Here is a 12,339-nt window from a genome sequence, read left to right on the forward strand (position 1 = left end):
TTTTCCAGACAGGCCATCTTCACAATAGGGCAGTTCCGCGCGATTTTAAATGGGGGGCGCGGGCCTTCTTCGGTCCAGCCATGATCCCCCGTCCTAGTCGTGCGGCTCGTTCTCCGCCAGAAACACCAGAACCGCCGCCTTGAACACCCGGTCGCCGACGGCGAGCATATGGTCGCGGTTGGGAATATCGATCGCGGTGGCGCGCGGCATCAGCGCGGCCAGCGCCTGCCCCGAGCCGGCAATGTCGTCCTTCGTCCCCACGCCGATCAGCGTCGGCACGTCGATCCGGCCCATCTCGGCCTCTGTCAGAAGCTCGCGCGACGTCGCGATGCAGGCGGCAAGGGCTTTCCTGTCGCTCTTCGTCTGGTCGGCGAACATGCGGAACATCCGCCCGCGCTCATGGGTGACATCGTCGAGCGACGGCGCCAGCAGCGCGTCCGCGATCGGGTCCCAGTCGCCTACCCCCGTCACCATGCCGATCCCGAGGCCGCCCAGCACCAGTGTGCGCACCCGGTCGGGATGGGACAATGCTAGAAACGCCGACACCCGCGCACCCATCGAATAGCCCATCACATGTGCGGAGCCGAGCCCGAGATGGGTCAACAGCGCGACCGCATCGCCCGCCATGGCGTCGGGATGGTAGAGGGCGGGATCGGTCGGCTTGCTGCTGGCGCCGTGGCCGCGATTGTCGAGCGCGATCACCCGGTAGCCGGCGTCGCCCAGCGTCTTCAGCCAGCCGGGAAACACCCAGTTGACGCTTGCCGACGAGGCGAAGCCATGGATCAGCAGCACCGGCACGCCGGCCGGATCTCCCGCATCGAAGAAAGCGATATCGAGCCCCTCATGGCGGAAGCTCGAAAATGGTGGCGGCGACAGATCCATCTCAGCGGGTCCCCTGATGTCATCCGTCTCCTTTACTGCCCGCCGCCGCGCGGAAAAACCCCGTGCGGTGCAAAAAACGCGGTTGCGCGCCGGCAATCGTCTACCTTTTTCCACCGAACCGGCCTAATGTCCGCTCCGAAAGCGCCCGGACCGGTTTTCCGGGGCCAGCGCGCCAGACAGACGCGACATTCAGACGAGACAGTGGAGAACGACATGGCCGGGCACGGTATTCCTCATTTCCAGAACGATGGCGGTCACGCGGTGATCGAGGTCGGCGTCAAGGAATTCATGTGCACCGGCGCTTCCGTGCCCTACGATCATCCGCATATCTATCTCGACATGGGCGACGACAACGAGAAGGTCTGTTCCTACTGCTCGACCCTCTTCCGCTTCAACGGCGCGCTGAAGATGGATGAGACACGGCCGACCGGCTGCCTGTTCCAGACCAAGGCGGCCTGACGGCCTCGCACCGTGGCGAATCCGGCACCCGGATCCGACGTTAGCCTCACCATCGCGGACCTGCCGGAAAAGCGTTTGCCTGACACGCGCACACCCATCACCGTGGTCGGAGCCGGTATTGCCGGCCTCACCGCAGCCCTGTCGCTCGCAGCCAAGGGCTTCGAGGTCGATATCGTCGAGCGGGCGGCAAACCTTGAGGAGGTCGGCGCCGGCTTGCAGCTTTCGCCAAACGCGACGCGCATTCTCGAAGCTCTCGGCCTGACCGCAAAGCTGCAGCTCCATTGGGTGGAGCCATCGGAGATCCGCCTCGTCGATGGCCGCAGCCTCCGGCCGATCGCGAAGGTTCCGGCCGGCGCCTTCGCCCGCACACGCTGGCAGGCGCCATACGCCGTCATTGCGCGTTCCGCTCTCCAGGGCGCATTGGCAGATGCGGTGCGCGCCCACCCGCGCTGCCGCCTGTATCTGGACACGGCCATTTGCGATGCAACGCCGGCGTCTCTCTCCGCCATCACGCGGCGCATGCCGGGCCTCGTCGTCGGCGCCGACGGCATCGGCTCCAAAGTCCGCCTCGCCATTGCAGGCCACGGAAAGGCCCGCCTTTCCGGCAACATCGCCTGGCGGCTCACCCTGCCCCGCCACGCCGCGGTGTCGCCCTTCGATCCCACCGTCGTCACCGCCTATCTCGGCCGCCGCGCCCATCTCGTAGCCTATCCGATCGGCGCATCCGGAGGCCTCAATCTCGTGGCCATCGGCAGCGGGATGACGCAGGCGGACACGAGCGAAGAGGCTTCTCGGGCCGCCATCGCGCAGCTTCTTTCGGGCTGGCACCCGGACATCCGGTCGGCACTCTCCAGGGCCGGAACGCTGGGATACTGGCCCTTGATCGAGGTCGAGGACGGTGCGTGGCACGACGGCACGCGCATCCTCATCGGCGATGCCGCCCACGCCATGATGCCGTTTGCCGCCCAGGGCGCCGCCATGGCCATCGAGGACGCCTTCGAGCTCGCAGACGCGATCGGAAAACCCGGCGACATCACCGCGCATCTCGACGCCTTCGTCCAGACCCGCAAACCCCGCATCGAAAAAGTCCGCGCCCGCGGCGCCTTCAACCGCTTCGCCTACCACGCCTCCGGCGCCGTCCGTCTTGGTCGAAATCTCGTCCTGTCGCTGCGCACGCCGGAAAGACTGGCCGAGGATTTCGACTGGCTCTACGGCCATCGCCTCCCCGGCCAGAAGACGCCTTAAGCGCCGATCGCTGCCGCTGCCGCAAACCCGGCTTCGAGATCCCGCCGCAGATCCGGCACGTCCTCGAGCCCGATCTGGAGCCGGATCACCGGACCCTCGGCGGGCTGCTTGCAGATCGTCCGGTCCGACAGGCCGACGACGAGCGCGAGGCTCTCATATCCGCCCCAGGAATAGCCGAGCCCGAAGATCGAGAGCGCATCGAGAAACGCATGCGCCCGCGCTTTTACCTGCGCCGGCTCGGACACCTTGAGCACGAAGGAGAAGATCCCGCTCGCGCCCGTGAAATCCCGCTTCCAGATGTCGTGGCCGGGGAAGCTCGGCAGCGCCGGATGCAGCACCCGCGCCACGTCCTCGTGCTCTTCCAGCCAGCGGGCGAGATTGAGCGCGCTTTCCTGATGCCGCTCCAGCCGCACGCCCATGGTCCGCAGGCCGCGCAGGATCTGGTAGCTGTCATCCGGCGCGCCGCAGATGCCGAGCGTGATCGTCGCCTCGTGCAGCTGCTCCCAATGCTTGGCATTGGCCGAAACCGTGCCCATGAGAATGTCGGAATGCCCGCTCGGATACTTCGTCGCCGCATGGATCGAGATATCGACGCCATGATCGAGCGGCTTGAAATAGAGCGGCGTCGCCCAGGTATTGTCCATGGTCACGACGCAGCCATGCTTGTGCGCCACGCCCGAGATCGCCGAGATGTCCTGCATCTCGAACGTGTTGGAGCCCGGCGCTTCGGTGTGCACCAGCCGCGTGTTCGGCCGGATCAAAGCCTCGATGCCGGCGCCGATAGCGGGATCGTAATATCCGACCGTCACGCCCATCCGCGTCAGCATCGTGTTGCAAAAATTCCGCGTCGGGAAGTAGACGCTGTCGACGATCAGCGCGTGATCGCCGGAGGAGAGGAAGGCGAGAAACGGCACGGTGACGGCCGCAAGCCCGCTCGGCACGAGAATCGTGCCCGCCGACCCCTCCAGCGCGTCGATCGCCTCGCAGAGCGCATCCGTTGTGGGCGTACCGCGGGTGCCATAGGTGTATTTCTGCGCCCGCGTGTCCATCGTCCGCGCATCGGGAAACAGCACCGTGGAGGCACGCACGATCGGCGGGTTGACGAAACCGTGATAGTCGGACGGCACGTTGCCCGTATGGGCAAGCCGCGTGTTCACACCCGCCGTCGCCAGAAAATCCCTCTTGTCGCTCATGTCCTCGTCCTTGTCCTCAAAGCAGCATCGCATGCCCCCGGGCGCCGTCCTGTTCATCGCAGCGCATCGTCCTCGGGGGTCTGTCGCGCTTCTTGTCGGTCCGCTCCGCGTAGAAGGTCAAGCCCGGATCGCCGGATCCATCAAAGCCCGCACCTTATGCTGCCTTATTTTTCGCCAGCACTTTGCACTCACCAGCAGGAAGCGCGGATAAAATAAGCAGGTCATTCGATAATGTTGAAACGGCCTAGAAATTCGGCAACGTGACTTGACCCGTCCGTCATTTACGAATGAGATAGACCCCACTCGCGCCAGGAGGGTGGCGGGGGCGCTTCTTCCGGCAATGCTTCAGGGCGGCCGGGGTGAGGGCGACAGAAAACTTAAAAAAGGGTCTAAAAATGGCAACAAGAATTCTCCCGATCGTGATCGGCGCCGCTGTGCTGGGTTTCGGTGCCCATGCAGCCTCCGCCGGCACGCTCGATGACGTGAAGGCCAAGGGCTTCGTGCAGTGCGGCGTGAATGGTTCCAACCTCGCCGGCTTCGGCGCCCAGGACTCTTCCGGCAACTGGACCGGCCTCGACGCCGACCTCTGCAAGGGCGTTGCCGCTGCCGTCTTCGGCGATGCGACCAAGGTCAAGTTCACCCCCCTCTCCGCCAAGGACCGCTTCCCGGCCCTGCAGTCGGGCGAAATCGACATGCTTGCGCGCAACACGACCTGGAGCGCCAGCCGCGACAGCCAGCTCGGCTTCGACTTCCGCGCCGTCAACTACTATGACGGCCAGGGCTTTATGGTGAAGAAGGAACTCGGCGTGAAGTCGGCTCTGGAGCTGAACGGCGCCTCCGTCTGCGTCCAGTCGGGCACCACCACCGAGCTCAACCTCGCCGACTACTTCCGCGCCAACAAGATGGAATTCAAGCCCGTCGTGTTCGAGGCGCAGGACGAAGCCGATGCCGCCTACAATGCCGGCCGTTGCGACGTCTACACCACCGACCAGTCGGGCCTCTATTCGATCCGCCTGAAGATGGCGAACCCGGCCGATCACGTCGTTCTCCCGGAAATCATCTCCAAGGAGCCGCTCGGACCGGCCGTTCGCCAGAACGATTCGAAGTGGTTCGACGTGGTGTCCTTCACGCATTACGCCACGATCACGGCGGAAGAGTTCGGCATCACCCAGGCCAACGTCGAAGAAATGAAGAAGTCGGAAAACCCCGATATCAAGCGTTTCCTCGGTGAAGAAGCCAACAGCACGCTCGGCGCCGATCTCGGCCTGCCCAAGGACTGGGCCGTCCAGGTCATCAAGGCCGTCGGCAATTACGGTGAGCTGTTCGAACGCAATGTCGGCCAGGGCTCCCCGCTCAAGATCGAGCGTGGCCTGAACGCGCTGTGGAACAAGGGCGGCCTGCAGTACGCACCGCCGATCCGTTGATCGACCGCTGATATCGAGGGGGCGGGCTCGGTCCCGTTGTGGCATGGCCCGCCTCTTCTCCAGACTTCAGAACGTCTTGAACACCCGGAAAAAAGGGTGACCGACAGGGGACAAGTGAATGGCTGCAAACGACGTCCGCACCGGGGGCGGCGCACATCGACCGACGGTGTCGCTTCTCTATAATCCGGCTTTCCGAAGCATTCTCTTCCAGATCGTGACCGTGGTCGTCGTCTTTGGCGCCATCTACTATGCCGCGACGAACGTCGTCGCCAACCTCGCTCGCTCCGGCATGTCCAGCGGCTTCGGGTTCCTCAACAGCCGCGCCGGCTTCGACATCGGCCAGCAGCTGATCGCCTATTCACCCGATTCCACCTATTTCAGCGCACTTCTCGTCGGCCTGCTCAATACCTTGCTCATCGCCTTCTGGGGCATCATCACGGCAACCATCGTCGGCCTGCTGATCGGCATCGGCCGCCTGTCGAAGAACTGGCTGATCGCCAAGCTCTGCACGATCTACGTCGAAGTCTTCCGCAACATCCCGCCGCTGCTCGTCATCTTCTTCTGGTATCTCGGCGTCCTCGCGCTCCTGCCGAACGTCCGCACCATCTTTCAGCATGTAAAGGACAATCCCGGCGCCTTCTTCTTCGTCAGCAACCGCGGCATCTACTTCCCGGCGCCCGTTCCCGGCGAAAGCTTCATCTATGTCGCCGCCGCCTTCGTTCTCGGCATCCTCGCGGCCATCGCCTTTACCAAGTGGGCCACCGCCCACCAGCTGAAGACCGGCAAGCGCCCGCCGGTTCTGGTCGTCAATCTTGCGCTGATCGTCGCCTTGCCCCTCGTCGTCTTCCTCGTGCTCGGCAGCCCGATGACGCTCGATTATCCCGTGCCCGGATCGTTCAACATGAGCGGCGGCATGGTCATCGGCCCGGAATTCCTGTCGCTCTATCTGGCACTGTCCTTCTACACGGCCTCGTTCATCGCCGAGATCGTGCGCGCCGGCATCCGCGGCGTCGCGAGCGGCCAGACGGAAGCCTCCTACGCCCTCGGCCTGCGCTCGGGGCTTGCCACCCGCCTCGTCGTGCTGCCGCAGGCCATGCGGATCATCATCCCGCCGCTGACCTCGCAGTATCTCAACCTCATCAAGAACTCGTCGCTCGCCGTCGCCGTCGGCTTCGCCGATCTCGTCGCCGTCGGCAACACGATCCTCAACCAGTCGGGCCGCTCGATCGAGATCATTTCCATCTGGATGCTGATTTACGTCTCGATCAGCCTGATCACGTCCGTCTTCATGAACTGGTTCAATGCCCGCATGGCACTGGTGGAGCGCTGATATGGCCCAGAACATCGCCTTCGTTCGCCATGATTTCATCGCGCCGGAAACCCCGCCCTCGACGGATTCGACCGTCGTCGGCTGGCTGCGCAAGAACCTGTTCGCGACGCCGACAGACAGCGTCCTCTCGCTGATCGGCATCTTCGCCGTCGTCTACTACCTGCCCGGTGCGCTCAATTGGCTCTTCATTCAGGCCGTGTGGACCGGTGCCGACCGTTCGGTCTGCACCACGATCACACAAGGCGGCATCCAGCCGGACGGCTGGAGCGGTGCCTGCTGGGCCTATGTCAACGATCGCTTCATCCAGTTCATGTTCGGCTCCTACCCGCGCGACCAGCTCTGGCGGCCTTTGCTGGTGCTGGCCATCGCCATCGCCATTCTCGTGCCCTTCCTCATGCCGAAGGTGCCGCGCAAGGGGCTGAACACCATCCTGCTCCTCATCGTCATGCCGATCATCGCCTATGTGCTGCTGCTCGGCGGCCGGTTCGGCCTCTCCTATGTCGAGACGTCGCTCTGGGGCGGGCTCATGGTCACGCTCATCCTGTCCTTCGTCGGCATCGCCGTCTCGCTGCCGCTCGGCATCGTGCTGGCGCTCGGGCGGCGGTCGGAAATGCCGATCGTCAAGACAGCCTGCGTCGTCTTCATCGAGTTCATCCGCGGCGTCCCGCTGATCACCGTCCTGTTCATGGCGAGCGTGCTGCTGCCGATGTTCCTGCCGCCTGGCACCAACTTCGACAAGTTCCTGCGCGCGCTCGTCGGCGTCTCCATCTTCGCCGCCGCCTACATGGCCGAAGTCATCCGCGGCGGCCTGCAGGCCATTCCGAAAGGGCAGTACGAAGCAGCCGACGCGCTCGGTCTCAACTACTTCCACAAGACGACCTTCATCATCCTGCCGCAGGCGATCAAGCTGGTCATTCCCGGCATCGTCAACACCTTCATCGGCCTGTTCAAGGATACCTCGCTCGTCACCATCATTTCGATGTACGATCTGCTCGGCATCGTGAAGGCCAGCTTCGGTGACAGCGGCTGGAGCACGCCGGTGACGCCCATGACGGGCCTCATCTTTGCCGGCTTCGTCTTCTGGATCTTCTGCTTCGGCATGTCACGCTATTCCGCCTTCGTCGAGCGTCGCCTCGATACCGGCCACAAACGATAACACGAGGGACTGATCATGGCTGAAGCCGCCCAGAAATTGACTGTTTCGTCCACCGACGTCGCCATCGAGATCGTCGGCATGAACAAGTGGTACGGGGATTTCCACGTGCTGCGCGATATCAACCTGAAAGTCATGCGCGGCGAGCGCATCGTCATCGCCGGCCCCTCGGGCTCCGGCAAGTCGACGATGATCCGCTGCATCAACCGGCTGGAAGAACACCAGAAGGGCACGATCATCGTCGATGGCATCGAGCTCACCAACGATCTGAAGAAGATCGACGAGGTGCGCCGCGAGGTCGGCATGGTGTTCCAGCACTTTAACCTCTTCCCGCACCTGACGATTCTCGAAAACTGCACACTGGCGCCCATCTGGGTCCGCAAGATGCCGAAGAAGCAGGCCGAGGAGATCGCGATGCACTACCTGCAACGCGTCAAGATCCCCGAGCAGGCCAACAAATATCCGGGCCAGCTTTCCGGCGGCCAGCAGCAGCGCGTCGCCATTGCCCGGGCGCTCTGCATGAAGCCGAAGATCCTGCTGTTCGACGAGCCGACCTCTGCGCTCGATCCCGAAATGGTCAAGGAAGTGCTCGACACCATGGTCAGCCTTGCCGAGGAAGGCATGACCATGCTCTGCGTCACCCACGAAATGGGCTTCGCCCGCCAGGTCGCCAACCGCGTCATCTTCATGGACCAGGGCCAGATCGTCGAACAGAATGCCCCTGCCGAGTTCTTCGACAACCCGCAGCACGAGCGCACCAAGCTCTTCCTCAGCCAGATCCTGCACTGAGGCTCCGCCATATGCTGTGAAGCCTGTTGCGTGAATGATATGTCATCCAACAGGCTTCCCCCGCTTTTTCCAGGGCCTGTCGCCGTCGTAAACCATGGCAAGCTTTTGCCCGTCACGCGCGGTGACGCGCGCTTGAGCTTAATTCCGAACATCCTTATACGTGATACAGGGAAGCACCGTGCGCAATAGATGACGCACGGTGCTGTCGCGGAAAGTGGCGGCGCCTGCGCGCGGATGACGTCCGGCGGAAGCGCGCAGAACGTCTCGGAAGCCGAGGAGGGGAAGAGCAGCGACTCTTCCGGATGGGGTGGGGACTATGACAGGCAGCAAGACACCGTCAACGACGATCGCACCGACGGGCAATCCCGATATCGACGGCATCCTGTCGAACGACGCCTGGAGCGGCGGGGCTCTGACCTACGCCTTTCCCGAAACACGGGGCGATTACGACTATGACGATGGCACCGCCAGCTTCTTTCCCATCTCGTCGCAGCAGGTCAAGGCCGCCCTGTTTGTCCTGGAGCAATCCAGCGGCAACGCCGCCGACGATGGCTTCTCGCTCGAAGGTTTCACGCTTCTCGATCTCCAGCGCGGCAGCCCGACGGATGCGACGCTGCGGCTTGCCGGCTCCGATGCTGCGAACCCGACCGCCTTTGCCTACTATCCCGGCGCGGCATCCGTCTCGGGCGATATCTGGTTCGGCAATGATTATGCCAACACGGATTCGGACTACACGAAGCCGAAGGCGGGCAATTATGCCTGGCACACGCTCATTCACGAACTCGGCCACGCGCTCGGCCTGAAGCACGGGCATGAGGCGGAAGAGAACGCCGCCCTGCCCCGGAACAAGGACAGTGCCGAATTTACGGTGATGACCTACAAGGCCTATATCGGCGCGAGCATTGATGATGGCTATACCTACGGCGCTTACGATGCGCCGCAGACGTTCATGGCGCTGGATATCGCGGCCCTGCAAACCATGTACGGCGCCGACTATAGCGTCATGTCCGGGGATACGGTCTATCGCTGGACGCCGAAGAGCGGTGTGACCGTCATCGACGGGCAGACCACCATCTCACCGGGCGCAAACCGGATCTTCGCGACCCTTTGGGACGGTGGCGGCAAGGACACGTTCGATCTTACGGCCTACAGGACCAACCTCTCGGTCGATCTGCGCGCCGGCGGCTTTTCCGTGTTCGACAATGCGCAGCTGGCCGATCTCGGTGGCGGCCCGAATGGCGGCCATGCGCGCGGCAATATCTTCAATGCCTTGTTGCATGACGGCAATACGGCATCGCTGATCGAGAACGTCAATGCCGGCTCCGGCAACGACCGCCTCGTTGGCAACGAGGTCGGCAATCTTCTCCGGGGCAATGCCGGCAAGGACAGCCTTCTCGGCCTCAACGGCAACGACATTCTCATGGGCGGCGCCGGAGCCGATGCGCTCGACGGCGGCAACGGCCTCGACACGGCATCCTATCTCGACGCGACCGCAGGCCTCACGGCAAGCCTCGCCAAGCCCTCGGGAAATACGGGGTTCGCCGCAGGCGATACGTTCAAATCGATCGAGAATCTCACGGGCTCGGCCTTTGCCGATACCCTCACCGGAGACAACGCCGCAAACCGCATCGATGGCGGCAAGGGCAATGACAGGCTGAGCGGCGGCAACGGCAACGACATCCTGTTCGGCGGGGCCGGCAGCGATATCCTCACCGGCGGGTCCGGGGCCGATACCTTCGTCTATGTAAGTTGGGTGGAGTCGCAAGTCACGCTAAAACAACGCGACACCATCACTGACTTCTCGTCCTCCGGCGGCGACCGCATCGACCTCTCCGGCATCGACGCCAATCTTCTCCTCGATGGCGTGCAGCATTTCACCTTCATCGGCACCGGCAGCTTCACCGATACCAGCGGCGAACTCCGCTTCGCGACCCTCAAGTCCACGACCACTGTCTATGGCGATCTCAACGGCGACGGCAAATCAGATCTGACCCTTTATTTCGACGACCGCCTGACCCTGCACACAGGCGATTTTATCGTTTGAGCTTGACGCTCCGCTCCGGCCAAACAGCCCCTCACCCCGCACGCGGGGTGAGGAAACATGACCCGCGCGATTTTTCAACATGACGTGACACCATGCCCCAGGTCTCTTCTCCCCGCGGGCGGAGAGAAGGTGGCGGCAGCCGGATGAGGGGCTGCTACGATCCTTTTCAGGTGAGATCTTGGGCAGGTGAGATCTTAGACGCGGAACGAGCGGCCCGCCGCATGTCTTCCCCCCTTGTGGGGGAGATCGCCGACAGGCCAGAGAGGGTCTTCTGTGTGCAACCCCCGCTCCCTCACCCCAAAAACATCACCCCACAAACGCCCGTTCGATCACGAACTCGCCCGGCTTGTTGTTCGCACCCTCGGTCAGTCCGGCCTCTTCAAGCAGCAGCTTCGTGTCCTTCAGCATCTCGGTCGAGCCGCAGATCATGCCGCGGTCGATCAGAGGGTCGAAGGCGGGAACGCCGAGGTCGGAGAAGAGCTTGCCGTTGCGGATAAGGTCCGTGATGCGGCCGCGGAAGGGATAGTCCTCGCGCGTCGCCGTCGCGTAGTGGCGCAGCTTGTCCCCCACCACCTCGGCCAGGAACTCGTGGTTGCGGATCTCCTCGATCAGATCGAAGCCATATTTCAGTTCGGCCACGTCGCGGGTCGTGTGCGTCAGGATGACCTCGTCGAACTTTTCAAACGTTTCCGGTTCGCGGATCAGGCTGGCAAAGGGTGCGATGCCGGTGCCGGTCGAAAACATATAGAGCCGCTTGCCGGGCGTCAGCGCGTCCAGCACCAGCGTGCCCGTCGGCTTCTTGCGCATCAGCACCTGATCGCCGGGCTTGATGCCCTGGAGATGCGAGGTCAGCGGACCGTCCGGCACCTTGATCGAGAAGAACTCAAGTTCCTCGTCCCAGGCGGGGCTTGCGATCGAATAGGCGCGGTAAACCGGCTTGCCGTCCACCATCAGGCCGATCATGGCGAACTCGCCCGAACGGAAGCGGAAGCCCGCCGGTCGCGTCATGCGAAAGCGGAACAGGCGGTCGGTATAATGCGTGACGCTCGTCACGGTCTCGGCAAATACGCCGGCCGGTACGGTCGCGGCGAAATCCTCGGTCTTGGCCGGAGCATTCATGTTTGCGTCTCATCCTCGTAGGCAGGTCGAGCCGAAGCCCGAAACGGAGCGAGCGAAAGGCTGACTGCGCCTCTCAGGTTTTCATGCGCGGAATATTCCAAACCGGGGCTTAAGGAAAGCAATTCCATTTCAAAATACGGCCGGAGCGGAGATTGCCTCGCGGCATCCCCGCCTCCACATCGCCGCAGATGAACAGGCCGGATCAGGAAACCCGCCGCCAGCTGTAGCTGCCGGCTTCAGGAGAGGGCCGCGCCGTCGGCTGGTAATGCTCGTCGATGCCGGGCAGGCGCCCTTCCCCCAGTCTCTTCAGCGCCGTCGCGTTGGTGACGGCAAAGCTGTCGATGCCACAGCGCAGCATCAGCGGCACCTGGTCGATCAGGACGTCGCCGATGGCGCGGATCTCGCCGTCGAACTTCAGCCGCGCGCGCAACAGCGAGGCATGGCTGAAGGCCCGCCCGTCGTTGAAGGCGGGAAAGGCGACGGCGACGAGCGCGATGCGGTCGAGATAGGGTTGCAGCCGCGTCACGTCGTCGGCCGGGTTGACGAGCACACCGAGCCCGGTCTCGCCCGCTTCCGCCTTCTCGATGAAGGTCGTCAGCCCATGGATCGCGCGCTCGTTGGAGCCGGCCTGCGTCTCATCTGTCTCGATCACCCACGCATCGTCGGTTACGAACCCGGTCGTCTTCCAGATCTGCGTCATC

11 protein-coding genes are annotated in these 12,339 nt (G+C 63.3%); 7 read left to right on the plus strand and 4 right to left on the minus strand.

Going from position 1 to position 12,339, the window contains the following annotated elements; translation table 11 throughout:
• Positions 1-93 precede the first annotated feature (93 nt).
• On the minus strand, positions 94-882 hold the full coding sequence (locus GA0004734_RS12280; protein WP_092934062.1) for an alpha/beta fold hydrolase: 789 nt from the start codon (positions 880-882) through the stop codon (positions 94-96).
• 213 nt (positions 883-1,095) lie between these two features.
• On the opposite strand from GA0004734_RS12280, the gene GA0004734_RS12285 reads away from it, so the two are divergent.
• Together GA0004734_RS12285 and GA0004734_RS12290 are read left to right on the plus strand one after the other, a co-directional pair.
• Positions 1,096-1,341, plus strand: coding sequence for a zinc-finger domain-containing protein (locus tag GA0004734_RS12285; protein ID WP_062473826.1), 246 nt, complete (start codon positions 1,096-1,098; stop codon positions 1,339-1,341).
• A gap of 75 nt (positions 1,342-1,416) precedes the next feature.
• Complete coding sequence (locus GA0004734_RS12290) at positions 1,417-2,586, plus strand: FAD-dependent monooxygenase (RefSeq protein ID WP_092934064.1); 1,170 nt, start codon at positions 1,417-1,419, stop codon at positions 2,584-2,586.
• Here the strand turns inward: GA0004734_RS12290 and GA0004734_RS12295 are convergent.
• Positions 2,583-3,779: a cystathionine beta-lyase gene (locus tag GA0004734_RS12295; RefSeq protein WP_092936260.1), complete on the minus strand. Its 1,197-nt coding sequence runs from the start codon at positions 3,777-3,779 to the stop codon at positions 2,583-2,585. The two genes, GA0004734_RS12290 and GA0004734_RS12295, sit on opposite strands and share 4 nt — an antisense overlap.
• 395 nt (positions 3,780-4,174) lie before the next feature.
• Between GA0004734_RS12295 and GA0004734_RS12300 the strand changes: the two genes are divergently transcribed.
• The 5 genes from GA0004734_RS12300 (at position 4,175) to GA0004734_RS12320 (ending at position 10,519) form a co-directional block, all read left to right on the plus strand.
• Complete coding sequence (locus GA0004734_RS12300) at positions 4,175-5,203, plus strand: amino acid ABC transporter substrate-binding protein (protein ID WP_092934066.1); 1,029 nt, start codon at positions 4,175-4,177, stop codon at positions 5,201-5,203.
• Positions 5,204-5,321: 118 nt separating this feature from the next.
• The gene (locus GA0004734_RS12305; protein ID WP_092934068.1) at positions 5,322-6,533 is read left to right on the plus strand and encodes an amino acid ABC transporter permease; all 1,212 of its coding nucleotides are present in this window, start codon (positions 5,322-5,324) and stop codon (positions 6,531-6,533) included.
• Position 6,534: 1 nt separating this feature from the next.
• Complete coding sequence (locus GA0004734_RS12310; protein WP_092934069.1) at positions 6,535-7,689, plus strand: amino acid ABC transporter permease; 1,155 nt, start codon at positions 6,535-6,537, stop codon at positions 7,687-7,689.
• 15 nt (positions 7,690-7,704) lie between these two features.
• Positions 7,705-8,475, plus strand: coding sequence for an amino acid ABC transporter ATP-binding protein (locus GA0004734_RS12315; RefSeq protein ID WP_092934071.1), 771 nt, complete (start codon positions 7,705-7,707; stop codon positions 8,473-8,475).
• Between the two features lie 316 nt (positions 8,476-8,791).
• Complete coding sequence (locus GA0004734_RS12320; protein WP_092934073.1) at positions 8,792-10,519, plus strand: M10 family metallopeptidase C-terminal domain-containing protein; 1,728 nt, start codon at positions 8,792-8,794, stop codon at positions 10,517-10,519.
• Positions 10,520-10,825: 306 nt separating this feature from the next.
• Here GA0004734_RS12320 and GA0004734_RS12325 read toward each other — a convergent pair whose 3' ends face one another.
• Together GA0004734_RS12325 and GA0004734_RS12330 are read right to left on the minus strand one after the other, a co-directional pair.
• Entirely contained in the window at positions 10,826-11,638 is an 813-nt protein-coding gene (locus GA0004734_RS12325; protein ID WP_092934075.1) for a ferredoxin--NADP reductase, read from the minus strand.
• 202 nt (positions 11,639-11,840) lie between these two features.
• Positions 11,841-12,338, minus strand: coding sequence for a DUF934 domain-containing protein (locus GA0004734_RS12330; protein ID WP_092934077.1), 498 nt, complete (start codon positions 12,336-12,338; stop codon positions 11,841-11,843).
• Position 12,339: the final 1 nt, after the last annotated feature.

The organism is Rhizobium sp. 9140 (assembly GCF_900067135.1).
Lineage (GTDB): Bacteria > Pseudomonadota > Alphaproteobacteria > Rhizobiales > Rhizobiaceae > Ferranicluibacter.

Coding starts and splice junctions, on each gene's coding strand:
- GA0004734_RS12280 (WP_092934062.1), bottom strand. CDS start 882: ATGGATCTGTCGCCGCCACCATTTTCGAGCTTCCGCCATGAGGGGCTC.
- GA0004734_RS12285 (WP_062473826.1), top strand. CDS start 1,096: ATGGCCGGGCACGGTATTCCTCATTTCCAGAACGATGGCGGTCACGCG.
- GA0004734_RS12295 (WP_092936260.1), bottom strand. CDS start 3,779: ATGAGCGACAAGAGGGATTTTCTGGCGACGGCGGGTGTGAACACGCGG.
- GA0004734_RS12300 (WP_092934066.1), top strand. CDS start 4,175: ATGGCAACAAGAATTCTCCCGATCGTGATCGGCGCCGCTGTGCTGGGT.
- GA0004734_RS12305 (WP_092934068.1), top strand. CDS start 5,322: ATGGCTGCAAACGACGTCCGCACCGGGGGCGGCGCACATCGACCGACG.
- GA0004734_RS12310 (WP_092934069.1), top strand. CDS start 6,535: ATGGCCCAGAACATCGCCTTCGTTCGCCATGATTTCATCGCGCCGGAA.
- GA0004734_RS12315 (WP_092934071.1), top strand. CDS start 7,705: ATGGCTGAAGCCGCCCAGAAATTGACTGTTTCGTCCACCGACGTCGCC.
- GA0004734_RS12320 (WP_092934073.1), top strand. CDS start 8,792: ATGACAGGCAGCAAGACACCGTCAACGACGATCGCACCGACGGGCAAT.
- GA0004734_RS12325 (WP_092934075.1), bottom strand. CDS start 11,638: ATGAATGCTCCGGCCAAGACCGAGGATTTCGCCGCGACCGTACCGGCC.
- GA0004734_RS12330 (WP_092934077.1), bottom strand. CDS start 12,338: ATGACGCAGATCTGGAAGACGACCGGGTTCGTAACCGACGATGCGTGG.